Annotated in this window: 20 protein-coding genes; 5 read left to right on the forward strand and 15 right to left on the reverse strand. The window is 64.1% G+C overall.

Annotated elements, in window-relative coordinates; translation table 11 throughout:
• Window positions 1-8: 8 nt before the first annotated feature.
• Window positions 9-1,586 (reverse strand): D-glycero-beta-D-manno-heptose 1-phosphate adenylyltransferase, encoded by a 1,578-nt coding sequence (rfaE2, locus tag AC1RJY_RS11185; protein ID WP_498602302.1) that lies wholly within the window; start codon window positions 1,584-1,586, stop codon window positions 9-11.
• Between the two features lie 158 nt (window positions 1,587-1,744).
• On the opposite strand from rfaE2, the gene AC1RJY_RS11190 reads away from it, so the two are divergent.
• Window positions 1,745-2,920 carry a glycosyltransferase family 9 protein gene (locus AC1RJY_RS11190; RefSeq protein ID WP_498602303.1) on the forward strand — a complete coding sequence of 392 codons (1,176 nt, stop codon included), beginning with the start codon at window positions 1,745-1,747 and terminating at the stop codon, window positions 2,918-2,920.
• On the opposite strand, the gene AC1RJY_RS11195 is transcribed toward AC1RJY_RS11190, so the two are convergent.
• Genes AC1RJY_RS11195 through AC1RJY_RS11225 form a run of 7 tightly spaced genes read right to left on the reverse strand, consistent with a single transcriptional unit; the run spans window position 2,886 to window position 9,694 of the window.
• The gene (locus AC1RJY_RS11195) at window positions 2,886-3,581 is read right to left on the reverse strand and encodes an SDR family oxidoreductase (RefSeq protein WP_011772894.1); all 696 of its coding nucleotides are present in this window, start codon (window positions 3,579-3,581) and stop codon (window positions 2,886-2,888) included. The genes AC1RJY_RS11190 and AC1RJY_RS11195 overlap by 35 nt on opposite strands.
• A gap of 31 nt (window positions 3,582-3,612) precedes the next feature.
• Window positions 3,613-5,022 carry a PfkB family carbohydrate kinase gene (locus AC1RJY_RS11200; RefSeq protein ID WP_498602304.1) on the reverse strand — a complete coding sequence of 470 codons (1,410 nt, stop codon included), beginning with the start codon at window positions 5,020-5,022 and terminating at the stop codon, window positions 3,613-3,615.
• Window positions 5,019-5,651: a D-sedoheptulose-7-phosphate isomerase gene (locus AC1RJY_RS11205; protein ID WP_286140392.1), complete on the reverse strand. Its 633-nt coding sequence runs from the start codon at window positions 5,649-5,651 to the stop codon at window positions 5,019-5,021. Before AC1RJY_RS11205 ends, AC1RJY_RS11200 begins: the two co-directional genes overlap by 4 nt.
• A 56-nt stretch (window positions 5,652-5,707) precedes the next feature.
• Entirely contained in the window at window positions 5,708-6,976 is a 1,269-nt protein-coding gene (locus AC1RJY_RS11210) for a glycosyltransferase (RefSeq protein ID WP_014920357.1), read from the reverse strand.
• On the reverse strand, window positions 6,973-8,058 hold the full coding sequence (locus AC1RJY_RS11215; RefSeq protein WP_498602305.1) for a glycosyltransferase: 1,086 nt from the start codon (window positions 8,056-8,058) through the stop codon (window positions 6,973-6,975). Before AC1RJY_RS11215 ends, AC1RJY_RS11210 begins: the two co-directional genes overlap by 4 nt.
• Window positions 8,055-9,143 (reverse strand): glycosyltransferase family 9 protein, encoded by a 1,089-nt coding sequence (locus tag AC1RJY_RS11220; RefSeq protein ID WP_011772889.1) that lies wholly within the window; start codon window positions 9,141-9,143, stop codon window positions 8,055-8,057. The genes AC1RJY_RS11215 and AC1RJY_RS11220 overlap by 4 nt, the downstream gene beginning before the upstream one ends.
• Entirely contained in the window at window positions 9,140-9,694 is a 555-nt protein-coding gene (locus tag AC1RJY_RS11225; protein WP_210065154.1) for a D-glycero-alpha-D-manno-heptose-1,7-bisphosphate 7-phosphatase, read from the reverse strand. Before AC1RJY_RS11225 ends, AC1RJY_RS11220 begins: the two co-directional genes overlap by 4 nt.
• Before the next feature lie 86 nt (window positions 9,695-9,780).
• Between AC1RJY_RS11225 and AC1RJY_RS11230 the strand changes: the two genes are divergently transcribed.
• Complete coding sequence (locus tag AC1RJY_RS11230) at window positions 9,781-10,743, forward strand: glycosyltransferase family 9 protein (RefSeq protein WP_498602306.1); 963 nt, start codon at window positions 9,781-9,783, stop codon at window positions 10,741-10,743.
• Window positions 10,744-10,750: 7 nt separating this feature from the next.
• Here AC1RJY_RS11230 and AC1RJY_RS11235 read toward each other — a convergent pair whose 3' ends face one another.
• Complete coding sequence (locus tag AC1RJY_RS11235) at window positions 10,751-11,527, reverse strand: sigma-70 family RNA polymerase sigma factor (RefSeq protein WP_011772886.1); 777 nt, start codon at window positions 11,525-11,527, stop codon at window positions 10,751-10,753.
• Between the two features lie 141 nt (window positions 11,528-11,668).
• Between AC1RJY_RS11235 and AC1RJY_RS11240 the strand changes: the two genes are divergently transcribed.
• Window positions 11,669-12,409: a GAF and ANTAR domain-containing protein gene (locus AC1RJY_RS11240; RefSeq protein WP_014920351.1), complete on the forward strand. Its 741-nt coding sequence runs from the start codon at window positions 11,669-11,671 to the stop codon at window positions 12,407-12,409.
• Window positions 12,410-12,425: 16 nt separating this feature from the next.
• Here the strand turns inward: AC1RJY_RS11240 and AC1RJY_RS11245 are convergent, their stop codons facing one another.
• The 3 genes from AC1RJY_RS11245 to AC1RJY_RS11255 all read right to left on the reverse strand — a co-directional run bounded on the left by AC1RJY_RS11245 (window position 12,426) and on the right by AC1RJY_RS11255 (window position 14,638).
• Window positions 12,426-12,821, reverse strand: coding sequence for a DUF1761 domain-containing protein (locus tag AC1RJY_RS11245; RefSeq protein ID WP_011772884.1), 396 nt, complete (start codon window positions 12,819-12,821; stop codon window positions 12,426-12,428).
• A gap of 78 nt (window positions 12,822-12,899) precedes the next feature.
• Window positions 12,900-13,754, reverse strand: coding sequence for a DUF6597 domain-containing transcriptional factor (locus AC1RJY_RS11250; RefSeq protein ID WP_498602307.1), 855 nt, complete (start codon window positions 13,752-13,754; stop codon window positions 12,900-12,902).
• A 38-nt stretch (window positions 13,755-13,792) separates the two neighbouring features.
• Window positions 13,793-14,638 (reverse strand): HAD family hydrolase, encoded by an 846-nt coding sequence (locus AC1RJY_RS11255; RefSeq protein WP_210065160.1) that lies wholly within the window; start codon window positions 14,636-14,638, stop codon window positions 13,793-13,795.
• A gap of 218 nt (window positions 14,639-14,856) precedes the next feature.
• On the opposite strand from AC1RJY_RS11255, the gene AC1RJY_RS11260 reads away from it, so the two are divergent.
• On the forward strand, window positions 14,857-15,885 hold the full coding sequence (locus tag AC1RJY_RS11260; RefSeq protein WP_498602308.1) for a hypothetical protein: 1,029 nt from the start codon (window positions 14,857-14,859) through the stop codon (window positions 15,883-15,885).
• 30 nt (window positions 15,886-15,915) lie between these two features.
• On the opposite strand, the gene serS is transcribed toward AC1RJY_RS11260, so the two are convergent.
• A complete protein-coding gene (serS, locus tag AC1RJY_RS11265) occupies window positions 15,916-17,196 on the reverse strand; it encodes a serine--tRNA ligase (RefSeq protein ID WP_210065161.1) in 1,281 nt (426 codons plus the stop codon).
• Window positions 17,197-17,308: 112 nt separating this feature from the next.
• Here serS and AC1RJY_RS11270 point away from each other — a divergent pair, with 112 nt between their 5' ends.
• The gene (locus tag AC1RJY_RS11270; RefSeq protein ID WP_011772879.1) at window positions 17,309-18,370 is read left to right on the forward strand and encodes a diacylglycerol/lipid kinase family protein; all 1,062 of its coding nucleotides are present in this window, start codon (window positions 17,309-17,311) and stop codon (window positions 18,368-18,370) included.
• Here the strand turns inward: AC1RJY_RS11270 and AC1RJY_RS11275 are convergent.
• Window positions 18,367-18,597 carry a hypothetical protein gene (locus AC1RJY_RS11275; RefSeq protein WP_043470919.1) on the reverse strand — a complete coding sequence of 77 codons (231 nt, stop codon included), beginning with the start codon at window positions 18,595-18,597 and terminating at the stop codon, window positions 18,367-18,369. The two genes, AC1RJY_RS11270 and AC1RJY_RS11275, sit on opposite strands and share 4 nt — an antisense overlap.
• 104 nt (window positions 18,598-18,701) lie before the next feature.
• Complete coding sequence (pheA, locus tag AC1RJY_RS11280) at window positions 18,702-19,634, reverse strand: prephenate dehydratase (protein WP_011772878.1); 933 nt, start codon at window positions 19,632-19,634, stop codon at window positions 18,702-18,704.
• Window positions 19,635-19,656 lie beyond the last annotated feature (22 nt).

The following is a 19,656-nucleotide window of genomic DNA, read 5'->3' on the forward strand; positions in this document are numbered from 1 at the left end:
CTGCTTCCTCAGCTCTGCGGGGTTTCGCCCGTGGAACGGATGCGTTCCAATACCGCTGTGGTGGAGTGTTCGGGCACGTAATCCAGGATGGTCACGGTGCCGCCGTAGCGTTCCACGGCTTCGGTTTCCTGGAGCATCTCCGGTGTGTAATCGCCGCCTTTGGCATAGACATCCGGCCGCAGGAGATCTATGAGCGGTATGGGAGTCGGGGTATCGAAAACCGTGACATGGTCCACGCAGCTCAGTGCGGCGATGACTGCCGCGCGGTCGGCCTCGTGGTTGACCGGCCGGTCCGGGCCCTTGAGTTTCCGCACGGAGGAATCGCTGTTCAGCGCGACCACCAACACGTCACCCAATTGCTTGGCCTGGTTGAGGTACCGCGTATGGCCGCGGTGGAGGACATCGAAGCACCCGTTGGTCAGCACAATCCGTTTGCCTTCCCGGCGGTGCTCATCCACCTGCCGGGCCAACTCTTCATCCGTCAGTGCAGTATCGGCGAACCCCCGCAGGTGCTTTGCCAGTTCTTCAGTGGTGCAAACGGAGGTACCTGGCCGATGGACGACGACATCGGCTGCCGCCTGAGCCAGGTTCACGCTGGTGGTCAGCGGCAATCCCGCGGCCCGGGCGATCGTCAACGCGGCCACGAAAGTGTCGCCGGCGCCCGAGGCCTGCTTCTCCGCCTGGGGCCGCGCCCAGGTCCGGTGGGTTGCCGGCTTCTGCGAGGTGTCGTTACGCCGGATCGTCAAGGTCCCTTCCCGGTCCAAAGTCACGACGACGGCGGCCGCACCTGAGGCGCGCAGGAGCTGGTCCGCGTGTGCTTCCACGAAGGGACACCTGGCAGCCCCTCCGGGGAACTCCGTCCCGAGCAACCTGGCGGCTTCCTGCGCATTGGGGGTAGAGAGGTCAGGCCTGAGCTGTGCCCAGCGTCCTGGATAGTGGGCGTCCACTACTAGCAGGGTGTCCTGCCGGGCATTGGAAGAGCGGGCCTCCACGGAATCCGGGCCGTCGTTTCCGGGACCCAGGTGATGGAAAATTGCGTCCCGCCCCGCCCCGTCCAAAGCCCCCGCTCCGTAGTCGCAGAGAACCACGGCTGACGAGGTTCGGAGTGCTTCGGGGATGGCAGCGGCCATCTGGCGGAGGCCATCAGCGGGGACCTCCGTGGCGGCGTCGTCCAAACGCAGCATCACCTGCCCGCCGCTGCTCACGCGGAATTTGGTGGTGGTGGTCATATCCTCATGGGCGACGACGTGAGATACGTCCACTCCCGCCGAGCTGAGCTGCTCAAGGAGCTTGCGGCCTCCGGAGTCCTGCCCCACCAGTGAAACGAAACGAACGTCCGCCCCCATCGCGGCGAGGTTCATCGCCGTATTGGCGGCACCTCCCGGGGCGAAGTCGCGGCGCTGGACCTGGACCACGGGGGCCGGGGCTTCGCGGCAGAACCGGTCAATGGTTCCATCCCACCAGCCATCCAGGATGGAATCTCCGATGACCGTCACCACAGGACGTTCCTCGGCCAAGCGACCTGGCAACCAGTCAGCCAAGCCTTCTTGATTGGCCAGGCCTTCTTGATTGGATAGGCGTGCCATGGGGTACCTTCCGGTTGGGCTTACAGTTTCCTGTTCCCCTCAGGTACCCCGCGGCACGGGCTTCACACGCCGAACCCGGGAGTTTCCGCCCGGAATCACTGCGGCCTCGGAGCTACGGAAGAGCCAGACCGCAGCATTGGCAGCGAAAGGAATCATCCATGGAGAAACCGCTGACGAATCCGAGCCCCGGCGTTGGCCCCGTGCTGGAAAAGTTCAATGACGTCAAGCGAATCGCGGTCCTCAGGGGCGGCGGTTTGGGAGACCTGATCTACACCTATCCCGCCCTCACTGCGTTGAAGAACGCGTACCCCGATGCCACCATCACGCTTCTGGGAACTCCGGTCCATGCGGCCGTGGTGGCTGCGATGGACGGTCCGGTTGACGACGTCCAGATGCTGCCCGTTGCGCAGGGCGTCCACGATGGCCCCCGAAACGGGGAGCGCTTCGAGGATGATGCGGAGGACGTGGCGGAGCAAGAGGCCTTTTTCGAGGCCATGCGCGCCAAGAAGTTCGATGTCGCGTTGCAGATGCACGGCGGAGGGCGTTTCTCCAACCCTTTCCTGCTCCGCCTGGGTGCACGGCATTCCGTGGGCACGCGCACCAGGGACGCTGAGCGGTTGGAACGGAACCTGGACTATGTCTACTACCAGAACGAGCCGGACCGCTGGCTGGAGCTCGCAGGCCTGGCAGGAGCTCCGCCGATCGTTGCGCCTCCCCTGCGCCCGCGGCCGGAACACCACCGGAACATCGCGGGATTCAGGGACCCCCAGCGGAGATCGCTGGTGGTGGTTCACCCTGGTGCCACCGATCCGCGGAGGCGGTGGCCGGCGTCGAACTTCGCTGAAGCGGTGGCCGCAGCAGCAGCCGAAGGAGCGCAGGTGTTGATAGTGGGCGACAGCTCCGAGAAGGCGCTGACGCAGGAAGTCGAGGAGCTTGCGGTTCGCCAACTCGCGGAAGAGGACCGGATGGCCGTGCGCTCCGTGGCTGGGGAACTGGACATCGGAGACTTGGCTGCGCTCCTGGCGGATGCCACGGTGATGCTCGCCAGCGACAGCGGTCCCCGGCACCTGGCCCAGGCAGTGGGGACGCCGACGGTGGGGATCTATTGGGTGGGCAACGCGTTCAATGCCGGCCCGCGGGGGCGGAGCTTGCACCGTGTCCATATGTCGTGGGTGACCCGGTGCCCGGCATGCGGGGCGGATGTGACCCAAGTGGGATGGACTGCACCGCACTGCGGCCACGACGACACGCTCATCAGGGGCATCGCCGTGGCCGACGTCGTTCAGGACGTGCTGGACCTTACGGCCACGAGCCTTCTTCTGCGGGGCAAATAAGGAGTTCGCGGACCTCGCTGCCGAACGGCTGGGAGAGGGCGAACACCACCGCCTGCGCCACGTTGGCGGGATCGTTGAGCTTGGAATCGTCCTGCGGCTTGTACTGTTCGTCGCGGTCGTCGAAGAAGTGCGTCTTCATGCCGCCCGGGATGATGGTGGTGACGCCGATGACGCCCCCGGTTTCGGCGGCGAGCGCGCGGCTGAAACCGATCACGCCGAACTTCGAGGCGCAGTACGCCGTGGCATCGGGCAGCGCCCGGAGGCCGAGCGTGGAGGCGATAGTGATGGCCCGGCCGCGGGATCCCTTCAGGTACGGCAAGGCCGCACGGATGACGGACACTGTGCCCAGGAGGTTCACTCCGATGACCTTTTCCCATTCCTCTGCCGGTACGTCGCCCAGCTTGCCGCAGCGATCGATGCCTGCCGCCGTCACCACTCCGTCCAGGCCGCCCAGGGTCTCCGCGGCCTCTTTGACGGCTGCTTCCACGGCTTCGCGGTTGGAGACGTCCACTTCCAAGGCCTTGGCGCCGGACACGTTGCTGACGTCGCGGTCGAAGACGAAGGGTGTGCCGCCGGCGTCGCGGATGGCTTCCACGATCGCAGCGCCGAGTCCGGAGCCGCCTCCAGTGACGATGACGCGGCCGGGTGTTTGCGTGTTCATGCGGTTCCTCTCGGTTGATGGTTGCTTGTTGTCAGCTGACTTTGGCCAGTGCTGCCGCCAGCCCGCTGGTGGAGCGTGCCGGGTGGAAGGGCACGGTGACGCACCGCCCTCCCCAACCCGCAACCAGGCGGGCTTCCGGCAATTCTTCGGGGGTGTAGTCGCCACCCTTGACCCAGATATCGGGTCGGATTTCGCTGAGGCAGGCTTCGGGGGTGTCCTCGCCGAAGACCACCACGGCGTCAACGCATTCGAGTGCCAGCAGCAACTCCGCGCGGTCTTCGACGCTGACGATTGGCCGGTGTGCGCCCTTGAGCCGCCGCACGGATTCATCGGAATTCAGGCACACGATGAGGCAATCGCCCATGCTGCGTGCCGCGGCCAACGTCCGGGCGTGGCCTGCGTGGAGGAGGTCGAAGCACCCGCCGGTCGCTACCACCGTGCCTCCTCTGCTCCGCACTGCGCGAGCTAGGTGGACGCCGTCAGGGCTCAGGTCTCCGGCGTCAACGAGTTCCAGGCCCCTGAGTTCGACGGCGGGGCTCGCCGCTGGCGCCTCACCCACCACCGCCAGCGACGCCGCTCCGCCAGCTGCCAGGAAGGCCGACGCATCCTCCACTGCCTTGGTGGCTGCTTGCGCGAGTTCCAACCCGAGCCCCAAGTGCACGGCAAGGCTTCCAGCCAGCCGGTCTCCCGCTCCGCAAGGATCGGCGACGTTGGTTTTGGGTGCGGGGATGCCTTGCGCCCGACCACCGGCCGAAAGCAGGACCGCCCCGTCCTCGCCCCTCGTCACCAGAACTGCACCACTGCCCCACTTCCCGAGCAGGTAGCGGCCGGCTTCTTCAGCACCCGTGCGGGACGGGTCCAGCCCGCCGGTTGTCGCGGATGCAGTCGCTTCGGCGAGGTTTGGGGTCACGACGGCGACTCCCGCCACGGGTTCGGAACCGGCAGGATGCGGGTCCCACACCACAGGGACGCGGCGGGCTGCTTCTGCGAGCGCGGTACGAATGTCCGGGTTGGTGGTGATTCCCCGGCCATAATCGGCCACAACAACCGCCTCGGCAGAAGCAATGGCAGCGAGCATTTCCGCCGTGCTTACCGGGATCGGAGCAGGAGCACATCCTTCGTCGAAGCGAACCATCGGATGTGTCCCGATGCGCACACGGGTCTTGGTGGGCGTCGGGGCGAGCGGGGCTCCGGCGAGCGGGGACACCCCGGTCAGTGCCCGCCTGAGGTGGCTGGCGCCGTCGTCGTTCCCCAACGCGGTGACCAGCGCGACCTCGTGACCGTCGTGCGCGAGGACGGTAGCCACGAGGCCCGCGCCGCCCGCACGACGCCGGATGTCCGCGACGTCGACTACCGGCACCGGCGCGTCGGGGCTGAGCCGGGTGGCGGCCCCGTTGATGTCGACGTCGAGGAGCACGTCACCTACCACCGTGATCCTCATGGTTGACTCCCGCCATGAGTGCTTGCGCGCCGGGCCACCTCGGCGTCAAAGGCCCGGCACACGGCGTGGACGGCAATGAGGTGTCCCTCCTGGGCGTTCGCGGCGATGGCGTCCACGGTGATGGCTTGATCGCAGGCTTCGGCGAGCGGGTTGGGGCCTGGGCCCGTGAGTGCCCAGGTGGTGATGCCGCGTTCCCGTGCTGCACGGACGGCTTTGAGCAGGTTGGGGCTGCGGCCACTAGTGGAGAGGAGAATCAGAACGTCGCCGGCACGGCCGTGGGCCCTTACCTGCCGGGCGAAGACTTCCTCGTAGCCGTAGTCGTTAGCAAGCGCAGTGAGGGCGGAGGACTCTGCGTGGAGCGAGATTGCGGAGAACGGTGCGCGTTCTTCATCGAACCTGCCCACCAACTCAGCAGTGAGGTGCTGCGCCTCCGCCGCTGAGCCGCCATTGCCTGCAGCCAGCAATCGTTGGCCGGACAGCAGCCTCTTGGCGAGTTCGGTGCCCCACTCGGATAAGCGTCCTGACTGCGAGCGCAGGGATTCCAGGGCGGGCAGGACGTTGTCCAGGTGGGTGGTGACCTCAGCGTGATGGGTGGAATTGCTCGTGTCCGGGGACCACCGGGCGGGCACGGTATCCGGGACCGCCGACGGGAGCGTGGATTCTTGGGTCACAAGGCCTTTGATAGTCACAGCGCCGTTCCTTCCAATGGTTCCAGCCCTTCGTCAGCTTGCCGTGACAGCCCGGCAGCCAGGACAGATCGGTAGGCCTTCTCGGTGTCCGCGGCTATGCGTTCCCAGGCGTAGCGGGAGCGGGCCCGACGGGCGCCGGCACGACCCATGTCGGATCGAAGTCCCGGGTCCGCCAGCAGCTTTGCGAGTGCCTCCGCGAGGGCTTCCGGGTTCCGGGGCGGCACGTGAAGGCCGGTCTTCTGGTCCACTACGGTCTCCCGGAGGCCGCCCACCGCAGCTGCCACCACAGGCACTCCGCAGGCCATCGCCTCGAGTGGAACGATGCCGAACGGCTCATACCAAGGGGCGCAGACCACGGCGTCTGCGCTGCGGAAAATTCCGGGCATCGCGTCACGTGGTACCTGACCACGCAGGGTTACGTTGTCCTCGACGCCGAGTTCTTTCGCCAAGGCATGGAGCCTCTGGGCCTCAGGGTCTTCTTCAAGCGTCAGGGCATCGCCGGAACCGCCAACTATCAGCAGTTCCACGTCGTTGAAGCCCGCCTCGGCCAGTAGCGGCAGGGCTTGGATGATCAGGTCCACGCCCTTGCGTTGCACCAGGCGTCCCACACTCAGGATGCGATGCGTGCGGGACTTGGGTTCGGCGTCGGACGTTCCGGGGAACAGAGTGAGGTCCACGCCGCAGGGTGCAATGGAGATCTTGGACCGGCTGATGCCCAAGGCTTTAAGTTCGAAGACCTCGTCGGGGCAGGTCGCGATGACCCAGTCAGCGGCGCGTCCTACCCACGGTTCCAGCCATGCCCTGGCCGGCGGGCTGGTGTCCGCGGCGCCTTGGTGTCTGCGTTTCACCGATCCGAGGGCATGAAAAGTTTGGACCACAGGTACGGGATCGCTAGCTCCTGCACGGCGCGACGCTTGGATGGCAGCGAGCCCGGACATCCAAAAGTGCGCGTGCATCACATCCGGGAGCTGCCCCGCCCAGTCCGCGCAGATCCCGTCGGCCAGCTCTCCCATGAACGGCAACAGCTCATCCTTGGGGATGCGGCGAGCCGGCCCGGCGTCCACGTGCACCACGGTGAGGCCCGGACTTACCTGCACCTTTGCGGGTAGGGCCGGGTCATCACGCCGTGTGTACACGGTGACCTGATGGCCGCGTTCAGCCAGGCTTGAGGAAAGTGCGGCGACGTGGACGTTCTGCCCTCCGGCGTCGACGCCTCCCAAGGCCGCCAGCGGACTGGCGTGCTCAGAGACCATGGAGACTTTCATGGGTGCGTCCTCTCGGTGTCATGGCGGGCATCGGTGTCATGGCGGGCGTCGGTGTCATGGCGGGCGAAAGCTGTGCCTGATTGCGGACGGCTTCCACTGCGCGTGGCCTTGGGAAGTTCGGCCAGGAGTTGATCCCAGGCCCCAAGAAACTTATTCAGTCCGTAGCGTTGCAGCGCGGCCTCGCGGGCGATGATGCCCATGGCGTAGGCGTCGTCAGGGTCGTCCAGCAACCGCCGGGCGAACTTCCGGAGGTCGTCGACGTCGTTGGAGACCAAGCCTGCACCCCGCGGAATAGCGCGGCTCGCCTCTGTGGTGGCCAGCGCCAGGACGGGCATGCCCAGGTGCATGGCTTCCAGGAGTGCCAACCCCAGCGACGTCCAGCGCAGAGGATGAAGGTACAGCCGGCAGCGGGCCAGCTCCTGGTGGAGTTTCGGGGCGGGGACGTCACCGGCGATGCGTAGGCTTTCCTCGCTGAGCCCGGATCCCTTGAGGTTCAGTGCTTCGCGCAAATCCTCTGTCCCCATGCCGAAGACCCGCAGCGGTCCCACACCGGCAAAGCCCGGGAGCAGATCCGTTCCTGTGACCCGTCCACGCCGGACAGGTTCATTGACCACCACGCCCATCTCTTCCTGCTCACCGCTGTACAGGTGTCCCGGGTCTGGAATACCGTGCTCGATCACCGTGGTGGTTGCAGTACCCGTGTCCCAGAAGAGCTGGTTGAAATGCGTTACGTGGACCACGGGGATGGTGCTCTGGTCCGCCAAGGGGTGGAGCGTGAACGGGACGTCGCCCTTGGGGGTGTTGTGCTCCAGGTAGACGGCCGGAAGGTCCACGCCGGGGCGGCGGCCGAGCGCTCGGGCCACTGCCGCGATTTCCTCGGGCCGTTGCAGGACCACTGCGTCCACGCTCCCCGGATCGAGGCTCTCCAGGTCCACTTCCTGCGCGGCGGCAGGCCACTCACGGCCACCTCGCCCCAAGCCCCAGGCGCCGCCGTCGGACGATGTTGGAAGCAGGTACTCATGCCGACCGCGGACGAATGCTTCCATCCATCCGCCGTGGACGTGCCACACCAGGATCCTCATGGTTTCCAGACCTTTCGTCGAGTGGACAGTGAGGACACGCCTCCCAGGAGCCTTTCGACGGCTTCCACCACCTGCTCCGGGGTTACCGAGCTCAGGCAAGGATGTCCGGGGACCGGGCAGACGCGGGCGCGGGTGTTCTTGCAGGCCGCGTCCTGGTCTCCCAACAGTTCAAGGGGGACGCCGTAGGGTGCCCAACGGATGGCTGGAACCACCGGGGCGAACAGGCACACCACAGGCGTGCCTACGGCTGCCGCCAGATGGGCGGGGCCGGTGTTGCCGGTGACCACGACGGCGGCTCCCGCAAGTACCGCTGCGAGCGTCCGGAGGTTGGTTCCGCCGCCGAGGTTCCGGGCGGAGGGGCCCGCCACTGTTGCCGTGAGTGACGTTTCGCCCGGGCCTCCAGTGACCACCACCCTGTGCCCGTACGCTTCAAGGAGTTCCACCGTGGCGGCGTTGTGCAGTGCAGGCCACGCCCGGGCCGGGGCGGCGGCTCCCGGGTGGACCACAATGTATGGGCCTTCATCCGCCAGCTCTTCGGCCAGCCCTTCAGGATCCGGACCGGAGGTGATGCGCAGCTTTCCGTCGTCGCCATTCGGCAGCACGTAACCACCGGCCTCTGCAATGGTGAGCGCCCGGACCACTTCCGGCTGGTCCTCCGGAAAGTCTTCGCCGGGCTTGAGCCGGACGTCCAGGAGTGAGCCCGCATAGTCCGTGGATGCGCCCGTGATTTTTTGAACGCCCGCCAAGCGCAGGAGCAGCGCGAGAGGGAGCGGGGACTGGTGGAAGGACGTCAGGATGACGGCTTCTTCGATCCGGGAACTGCGGACAAAGTCGATCAGCGCGTTGGTCGTTTCTTGCGTCGGGGGCGGTGCCGGGTTCACGATCCACGGGCACGCCCACGTGTGCACTTGGGTGACCCCGGGCAGCATTTCCGCAGCACTCGAGCCTTCAGGGCCGCAGAGCAACACCACGTCGTTGGGGCGGCTGCCATCGGGCCGGCTTCCGTTCGCCACGGCACGCAAGGCAGGTCCCGAAAGGAGGACGTCGCCCATGCTGTCCAACCGGGCTACCAGGACCCGGCTCATACAGGGGCATCCTGTTCGTCCAGCGCCCCTGAGAGCAGAAGCTCCACTGCATGGCCCAGATCCTCGGCAACACTGCTGGCAGCCTCGATCTCTTCACGCCGCGTGACACTGGTCGGCACCAGCACAGCCCTCGCACCCGCCGCGGCGGCGGCTTTCATGTCAGCACCGATGTCGCCAACGAAAGCAGCCTCTCCCGGCGTGATGCCCAAGGCCAGGCAGGCGGCCAATATCATTCCAGGCTCAGGTTTGCGGCAGTGGCAGCGGTCATCTGGTCCGTGCGGACAGAATTCCCACACGTCGAAAGGACCGAGCACCTGCTCCACGCGCTGGTTGACGGAGTGCATTTGCTCCAACGTCAACAGCCCACGCGCCACGCCCGACTGGTTGGTCACCACTCCGGTGGCCAGCCCTGCCCGACGTACTTTTTCGAGGGCAGACAAGGCGCCGTCCATGGGCCGCACCAGCTGCGGATCCCCGTTGTAGGGCACGTCAACAACGAGTGTTCCATCGCGGTCAAACAGGACCGCCTTCAACGTTCCGGTTCCTCCCATACCCGCAACGTTCCCCAGTTCCCCGGGCGCTAAACAGTGCGGCCGTGAGAACTTTCGTGCGGCTAGACTCCTAGCGGGAGGCCACCATGGACACAGCCTTGGACAGTCAAGAGAACAACGATCAACCCCTGCTGCTTGCCCTGCGCGCCCTGAAACTGGGCGACTTGCTGGTTGCCGTTCCGGCGCTCCGGGGCTTGCGCCGGGCGTTCCCCGAGCACCGGATCCTGTACGCCGCACCAGCCTGGATCGCAGAGGCTTTGCAGCTGGTGGGCGGCATTCACCACCTGCCAACACCCGGGCTCGACGACCCCCTCACCGTCCCGCGAGGAGCCGTGGACATTGCCGTGAACCTGCACGGAAACGGGGCCGAGAGCCGTATGCGGATTGAGGAACTGCAGGCCAACCGGGTGGTGGCGCACGGCTCGCCCGGGACTGACGGACCTGAGTGGACCACTGGAATCCCGGAACGCGAGCGCTGGACGCGTCTGCTCAACTGGCACGGCATCCATGCCGACCCCCTGGACTACCGGCTGAACCGTCCCGCCATCCCCTCACCGCGTCCCCGAGCCACCGTTATCCATGTGGGCGCGGCTTACGGGAGCCGGCTGTGGCCGGTGGAACGGTTCGCGGACGTCGCCGTGGAACTCGCGGCAGCCGGACATGACGTGGTGCTCACGGGTGGCGTGTCGGAGCGCGGGCGCGCTGAAGAGACAGCCGCCTTGGCCAAGCGCAAAGGAGCAAACCTCGACGACGGTTTGCTGGCTGGGGAGCAAGGCCTCGCCGAGTTCGCGGCCACCATCGCCGAAGCCCGGTTGGTAGTCTCTGCGGACACGGGCGCGGCACATCTGGCCTCCGCCTACGAACGTCCGTCCGTAGTGCTGTTCGGTCCCGCGCCCGCTGAGGAATGGGGACCGCCTCCAGGGCCGCACGTGGTGCTCACCGCCGTCGAACTCCGCCGCGGTGATGTGTTCTCAACCGATCCTGATCCCGCGCTCCTGGCGGTAAGCGTCCGCGATGTTCTGGACGCCGTGGAGCGGCTGGGCTGCTAAGCGGTTCTCAGGGGGCTGTCCCGTCCAGCAGTTGAGCTTCTTCGTCCAGCAGCTGCGTTTGGAGTGAAACGAGGATTTTGGAGAGCTTCCGCGATACCTGCATTTGCGACATTCCCAGTGCCTCGGCAATGGTGGACTGCGTTTCTTCGCGGTAATAGCGGCGGTAGAGCAGATGCCGGTCCTCGGCGCTCAGACCACGGATAGCGTTGCGCAAAGCCAGCACATCCTCCAGCCGGTCTGTTGGGCAACCGAAAGCTGAAAGTGATCCTTGGAGACCGTCCCGCCCGTCGGATGCCGGAGCATCCAAAGAGTCCGGGCGCTTGCTGGTACCGGCCATGAGTGCTTCGCGCACCTGGCAGGGCTCCAGGTTTAGGTCTTCCGCCACTTCCTCCGGAGAGGGGGTGCGTTGCAGCGTTTGGGTCATTTCCTCCGTCCGTGCCAGCACCTGGCGGCGGACGTCTTGGATAGTGCGGGGTGGGCGCACCACCCAGCAATGGTCGCGAAGGTAGCGCTTGACCTCACCGGCGATGGTGGGTGCGGCGTAAGCGGGGAAACTGACCCCTTTTGCCTCGTCATAGCCGCGCGACGCCTTGATGAGGCCCATATACGCAACCTGCCGGACGTCGTCGAGGTCATGTGTATGAGCGGAATATCTGGCGGCAATGGACTTGGCCAGATTCAGATGATCCAAGACCAAACTGTCTTGGAAGCTCTGCCGGATGCTGCCTTCAGGAGCGCCTGCAGGGGGCGTGGTGCGGACGTCGAAAGGTCGGGTTTGACGCATGGGGCTTCAATCCTTTGACCGAAGGAGAGGGTGAGCCCACGGCAAGACTCCTTAAAAAGAGAAGCACACTTACTATTAGCTTTCAACGGGTGCCCCGGGTTAGTCTCGAAAGGTAGCCATATCCACGGATCGGAGATCCACATGGAAGACCCCCAACTTGCAGAGCCGAGTACGGTGCTGTCAGATATTCAGGACTTGCTGCTCAGCACGCCTGACGTCGAGGCGTTCCTCGAAGAGTTGGCCCGGCACTCATCGGAGATGTTCACCAGCCCAGACCACGAGGTCTACTGCGGCATCACGCTGATGCGTCACCGCAATGCCGGCACTGTGGCCAGCAGCAGCGAACGCGCAAAGCAACTGGATGAGGTGCAATACGCGTTCGCCGACGGTCCCTGTCTCCATGCTTGCCGCGAGGGCACGCAGGTCCACATCCCCGATTTTGAAAAAGACAACACGTGGCCTGACTACAACGAGGCCATCACCGACCACGGCCTTCGCTCTGTCTTGGCGGTTCCCTTCCCACTTCCGGACGACACCTCCCGGGCAGGCCTGAACTTGTATTCCGACCGCCCCAACGCCTTTGACCAAGCAGCTGTTCAACGCGCAAACGACTACGTTCAACAGGCTTCCAAGGGTCTTCAGTTGGCCGTTTTGATTGCCCAGCACAGCCAAACCGCCGCCAACCTGAAGGCGGCCATGGAGTCGCGGACCGTGATCGACATCGCCACAGGAATCATCATCGCGCAAAACCGCTGCACCCAGGAGGACGCGATGGAACTCATCAAGAAGGCCTCCAGCAACCGGAACGTCAAGCTGCGGGTGGTGGCGCAGGCCATTGTTGAGTCTGCCGGCGGCGGACCGATCCAAACCGTCTTCAAATAGCTGTGTGTTGCGGGCGTCAGCCCTGCATCGCACCGATGATTGCGCCCATAGCCGTGAAGGTGACCACGTTGTAACTGCCGTTGATCGCGAACAACGTCAAGCTGCGGCGCTCGAACAGGTAGTTCACTCCAAGTGCAGTCGCCACCCACCCCAGGCCGGCGGCAAGACCCGCAAACGACCCGAACGCGAAGCCACCACGGCCAATGAAAGCCGCCAGAAACACGGCCATCACCACAGCAAGAACAAACGAACCCACAAACACACGCGCCGTTCCGGACTTCAACTGCTCATCACTCACACCCGCTGCCTTTTGCCAAGGTTTGGCGAAGAGCACCGAATACCACAGACCACCCACCACAAAAGTGGCGAGAGCAGCCAACAGAACTGCGAGCCAATTGATCTGAATGTCCATCGAAGTCCTCCAGGGTGGGCCGTTCCTGAATGGACAGTACGTCAGAGCCGGGCCGTGGTCTTGTAAAAACCCCGCAGGCTAACCGGTCACTTGCTCCAGCGGGACAAACGTGGCGTACTCCGCTCCGTAACTCTGCACCACCTGCAAATACTCCGTCGGCGTGAACCCGCTGAAACGCCTGAAGGAACGGATCAGGTGCGGTTGGTCGTAGTAGTCGGCCAAGCGCAGCAGTTCCTTGCCCGGCACTGCGCCCTTGGGGAGCGCTGCAGCCTGGTTCACGATCCTGTTGAAGCGGCAAACATCCGAATAAGCTTTGGCCGTAGTTCCACAATCACGCATGACGATGCGCTCCAGCGTGGATGTGCTGATACCTAGCTCGGCCGCCAGCACGCCGATTTCGACGTCCTCCCGGGCGAGGATTTCGGCTGCCTTCACCACTCTGGGATCCGCCCGGTAACTGGGCCTAAGCCGCTGTTGGAGGAAGGTGCTCAGGGCCGTGAACGCCTGCTCAGGTTCCGCGCGGGTGAGGGGCGAGCGCAGTTCCGAGAAGCCCGGGAAGATGCTTTCGGCGTCCACTACGCGGTTCTGAAACCCCGACGGCGGCTGGCTGGTGAACGCTGCCAGGCCATAGGGAGTCAGGCGGGCACCCACGTTGAAGAGCTGGACCGGGTTTTCGCTGATCAAATAGCTGCGCTGCAGTCCAGCATAGAAACCTGTGGAGACTTCAGTGGCCTTGGGCTGCTCAGAGCTCCCGGCCGGACTGCTTTCGCTTGGGCTTATAAGGCGGTAGGGGTCCGACAAATTCAGGATCAGGTGCGCCTCCGGCCCGGGAAGAATCTTCTCGTACCGGGCCTGAGGCTGCGCGCGAACAAACCACAGCCGGGTGATGAACGGCTGCAGAATTGGTGGCGCCGGGCACTCTTCGTAGAACACAGGCCCAGTCTAGGCAGCCCCGCTCTGCCGCGTGGCAGTTACAGCACGCTGAGCAGAACCTGCGCCGCGCCGTCGTCGAGCACTGACGCGGTGACCTCATCCGCAACTGCGATCACTTCATCAGGCGCCTGGCCCATAGCAACGCCTCGGCCAGCCCAAGTGAGCATCTCGATGTCGTTGCGACCGTCACCCACTGCCACCGTGTTGGCCAGGTCCGTGCCGAGCTTGTGGCGCAAGGCCTCCAACGCACTTGCCTTGGTGACGCCCTCGGCTGCGATGTCCAGCCATGCGGTCCAACCCACCGAGTAGGTCACACCGGAAAGTCCGATGTGCCTGATGGCCTCGTTGAACTCGTCCGAAGTGTTCTCGCTGCTGAAGACCACTACGCGGACTGCCGTGGAATCCAACATGGTCTGGAAGTCCACGCCGATGGACTCCACACCAAAACTGGCGTCCTGAAAGCGTTCGGTGGACAGGAAGTTTCCGTCCTCATCCTCCAAGGCGTACTTTGCGTTGGGCAGCCGTTCGCGCAGGGCCTTCAGAGCCGGGGCGGGATCGAAGGTTGCCTTGTGGATGATCTCGTAGCCCTTTTCCAAGGAGGGATCCAGACGAAGTGTCACACCACCGTTACAGCACACGGCGTAGCCGCGCTCGAGGCCTATCTGCTGGATGATGGGAAGCGTGGCGTTGAGGGAGCGGCCCGTGGCGATCATGACGTCGTGGCCGCTGGCCACCACCGCCTGCGCAGCGGAGCGAACAGCCGGGGACATGTGGCCGTCATGGTCCACGAGTGTGCCATCGACGTCCAAGGCGATCATGAGCTTGTTGTTGTTATTCGGCTGGTCATCGATGCCAGCAACTGGAGTATCAGTCAAAATAGTCATGCTTACAGTAGAACAGACACCTCCGACACTGAACTAGGACCGGCGCCACAGCTACGCGTTAACTGATGGTGAATAGTGCCCCCGTTTTCACCCTCTTCGGGACAATTCACCCCCGGGGACGACGGTGATTTGTCCGCCGAGGGATGAATAAGTTGGTTGCTTTCCACATAGCCGACTTTCCTCGGAGTCGTGACCTCCCCTTGGGGCAACAGTGGTTTATGGACTATGGGAACGAATTCATCGTAGCTGCCCGCTACGCGCTGGAAACCGGCGCGTCACGGCAGCTCAGCCGCCGATACGAAAAGGGCGAACTCGTGAGGGTACGCAGGGGAATCTACACGGACAAACAGCATTGGCTCGCGCTCAAACCATGGGAACGCTACAGGGCGACTGCGCGGGCTGTGGCCGCGGAGAACCCATCCGTGGATTTCTGTTATGAAACCGCGGCACTCTTCTGGGGACTCCAAATAGTTGGCGTGCCCTCACACATCCACCTTGCCAACGCGTCGCGCGGGCATGCTGGCGCCCGAAGCCCGAGCACCATCGCGGCCGCCCTGAACCCGTCAGGAACCAACGGACTGGAGAGGATCCGTGCATACGGAATCTACCGGCACCACTACTACACCGTGACCGTCTTCCACCGTGGATTGCAGCTCACCAACTTGGTGCAAACGGCAGTGGATGTCATATCCAGAGGTTCATTCAGCCACGGCGTCGTCCTGGCCGATCACGTCATCAGCGCGTCCCGGTTCAAGAAGCTCTTTACCAGCAAAGAAGCGCTGGAAAAGGCCGCCGGGAACCTGTCTTCCGAGGCCAAAAGACAACGGGTGAACCACATTCTTGAGTTTGCCAATCAGAATTCCGGATCCGCAGGCGAGTCACTGAGTCGCGCGCAGATGCTCTTGCTGGGTTTTCCTCCCCCGGAATTGCAGATCGAGTTTTACGATACCGAGGGCTTCATAGGCCGCACGGACTTCTTTTGGCGGGAACAGGGAATTATCGGGGAGTTCGATGGTGATGCGAAGTACCTGCGGGACGAATATCTGGGCGGTCAAAGTGCCCGGGAAGCTGTCCTGGCCGAGAAGAAGCGAGAGGACCGGCTGCGCGCCCTTGGGTTCACAATAGTGCGCTGGGACTGGGCCACAGCCAAGGACCCGGCCAAGCTCTACCCGAAGCTCCTCGCGAAGGGACTGGCTCCAACAAGAAACACCCACCTACGGACAATTCACCCGCGTGCTCGAGGGTGAATTGTCCGAAGGAGGGTGTCGGCCGAAAAACTAGAGAACCGGCAGAACCTCAAGCCCGCCAAGGTACTTCTGCAGTGCCTTGGGAACGTTGACGGAGCCGTCCGGGTTCTGGTGGTGCTCGAGGATGGCAACGATCCAGCGCGTGGTGGCCAGGGTGCCGTTCAGCGTGGCAACGGCGCGGGTTCCCTTGGCAACTCCTTCGTCGTTGATCACGCGTTCGCGGATGTTGAGGCGGCGTGCCTGGAACGTGGTGCAGTTGGACGTAGAGGTGAGCTCACGGTAGGCGTTCTGCGTGGGAACCCAGGCTTCACAGTCGAACTTGCGGGCTGCGGACATTCCCAGGTCACCGGCGGCGGTGTCGATCACCCGGTAAGGAAGCTCGCACTTGGCAAGCATCTCCTCTTCCCAGGCCAGCAGGCGCTCGTGCTCGGCCGCTGCTTCCTCAACGGTGGTGTAGATGAACATCTCCACCTTGTTGAACTGGTGCACGCGGATGATGCCTCGGGTGTCCTTGCCGTGCGAACCGGCCTCACGGCGGTAGCAGGAGCTCTGGCCGGCGTAGCGGATGGGGCCCGCGGAAAGGTCCAGGATCTCATCTGCGTGGTAGCCGGCGAGGGCCACCTCCGAGGTTCCCACAAGGTAAAGGTCGTCTTCAGCGAGACGGTAGATCTCGGCGTCGTGCTTTACATCAAAACCGGTGCCCTGCATGGTCTCCGGACGCACCAAAGTGGGGGTGATCATGGGGACGAAGCCAGCGTCGATGGCCTGCTCCATGGCCATCTGCAGCAGCGCCATTTCCAACCGGGCACCGACGCCACGGAGGAAGTAGAAGCGTGAACCGGAGACCTTGGCACCGCGTTCCATGTCGATCGCGCCGATCAGCTCACCGATTTCAAGGTGATCCTTCGGCTCGAAGTCCGTGAACTCACGCGGCGTACCCACGGTCTTGACCACAACGTAGTCATCCTCGCCGCCCTCGGGGACACCGTCCACCACCAGGTTGGGGATGACGCGGAGCAGCTCTTCCTGCTTGGCCTGTGCAGCAGCGGCTTCAGCAGAAGCGGCCTTCACCGAGTTGGCGAGTTCCTTGACCTCGGCCAGCAGGGCCTGCTTTTCCTCGCCCTTGGCCTGTGCCACCTTTTTGCCGAAGGCGTTCTGCTCGGCGCGGAGGGTTTCATGCCGGATCAGGGCAGCGCGGCGATCGGAGTCAGCGGAGATGATCGCGTCCACAACGGACTCGTCGGCGCCACGGGCGCGCTGGCTGGCACGGAACTTGTCCGGATTTTCGCTGAGGTCTTTTACGTCGATCACCAGACAAGAGTATCGAATCGGCTGCGACTTCCCGGAGCCAGGCCCTCCACGAGTCTGGCGTCCCACCAATCGGGGAAATTCAGTAGTGCCCAGGACGATAGTGTTGGAGCACATGAGCGACTGGATCCTGTACCTGATTCTCGCTGGGGGCGTGGCGTTTGCCGTCTCCAGTTGGTGGGGTGTGCGCCGATTGAAAGCCCGCCACATCAGGAGCGCGGTTCGCGAGGACGCCCACAAGCCGGGCCCCGGGGATCAGCGGGTTGCTGTGATCCTGAATCCGGTGAAAAACAACGCGGAAGTAGCCCGCCAGGCCATTATTGACGCCTGCGATCTTGCCGGTTGGGACGCGCCCAAGTTTTTTGAAACCACCGTGGACGATCCCGGCTATGGCCAGTCGCGCCAAGCGCTGGCCTACGGAGCCGACGTCGTCCTTGCGTGCGGCGGCGACGGTACAGTGCGCGTCGTGGCTGAATGCCTGGCGCACAAGAACGTGGCCATGGGCCTCATCCCGTTGGGCACCGGAAACCTGCTGGCGCGCAACGTTGACCTGGATGTCACGGACATCGCGGACTGCATTCAGGTTGCGTTGTTCGGCCACCAGCGTTTCATTGACACCGCCACCATGGGCATCGACAACGACATCACCGGTGAGTCTGCCGAGCACACGTTCCTGGTTATCGCGGGCATGGGCTTGGACGCCGAGGTTGTTGGCGACACCAGGGACAACCTCAAGAAGAGCGTCGGCTGGCTGGCTTACACCGAGGCCGGCGTCCGTCACCTTCCTGGTCGCCGCAAACGCGTCACCATCACCATGGATGACCAGCCCGAGCAGACACGGAAGATACGCAGCGTGCTGTTCGCCAACTGTGGATTGATTCCAGGCGGCATCGACTTCATCCCGCAGGCCATGATCGACGACGGCATGTTGGACATTGTGGTGATGAGCCCGCGCAGCGCCTTCGGCTGGCTCGCCATGTACACAAAAGTCCTGTTCAAGCACAACGCCAACTTGCCGATGATGAGCTTCTACCGCTCCGGTAAAGTCACCATCCGCAGTCAGGAACCGATGGCTACCCAGCTCGACGGCGACCCGTCGGGTGAGGCGACGACGGTCACCGTCCAGGTAGCGCCAGGGTCATTGTTGGTGCGCGTACCGAAGGCCAAGACCGCCTAGACAGCGCCTTTTTCAGGTTGAGCCGCTTTACTCTCGGCTTCTTCGGCCGCGGCCTTGGCGGCAGCCCGAGCCTCGGACTGCTCCTTGATCATGGCTTGTTCTTCTTCAAAACGCAGGCGATCCGCACGATCAGCATCGTCGCCGTCCCAGTCATCTTTGTTTTCACTTGAAGGCTTGGGATTGACGATCATGCCCTGGCCGTCTTTGTCATCGCTGTGGACCGTCATGACCGCTCCCTTCATTTGGCATTCATCCATCGTTTATGGATCAGGCAAGCATACGCACAGAAGCATCCTTGCGAAAGGGCCGCCGTTCTGCCTGTGGACAGCGCCTATGAGCCCTTAAGAATTGAATCCACCCATGCGTGAGCCGAGGCGAAAGCAGCGTCCGATGTGTGCGGGGCAACCACGGCGGGCTGCTTGTCCGCTCGGGCGTAGGAGCCCAGGAATCGGGTTGCCGGACTGATCCGGTGGAGGCCGGCAAGGGCGTCGGCCACCCGCGAATCGGTGGCGTGTCCGTCGGCGTCGATGCTGAAGAAGTAGTGGCCCAGGTACTGTCCGGTGGGGCGAGATTCGATGCGGCTGAGGTTCACTCCGCGGGAGGCGAACTGGTCCAGTATTTCCATGAGCGCACCGGGGTGATCCTCCGGCAGGGGCACCACCACGGTGGTCTTGTCTGCCCCGGTTCGCTCGGGCAGGGCACCGGGTCGGCTCACCAGGATGAACCGCGTGACCGCGTCGGGGTTGTCTCCGATGTCCTCGGCCAGAACGTTCAGGCCCGGTTGTTCGGCAGCAATCAACGGGGCACAGATGGCGGCCTCATAGGGAGCGTCGTCCTCCAGCAGGCCCATGGCGGACGCCGCCGTCGACGATCCCGGAACGTAATCGGCGTTCGGAAGGTGCTCATCCACCCACAAACGGCATTGCGCCCACGCATGGCCGTGCGTCGAGATCCGCTTGATGTCTGAAAGCTCGACGCCGGGCCTCGCCACGAGCACGAAGGTGATGGGAACCAAGGCCTCACGGATGATCCGGAGCTCTTGGCCTGTGGCGATCGCGTCCAGGGTGGCAGTGACCCCGCCCTCCACCGAGTTCTCGATGGGGACCATGGCCGCATCCGCCTCGCCGGCACGGACCCGCTCCAGCGCTGTGTTGACGTTGGTGCAGGGGATGCGTGTGGCGTCGGCAGCACCCGGCACCTGCATGAGCGCAGCCTCGGTGAAGGTGCCTTGGGGGCCGAGGAACGTGTAGGTGACTGCGGACATCCGAAATATTCCTTGCTGGTTA

Source organism: Arthrobacter sp. GW822-FHT05G07 (assembly GCF_058799755.1).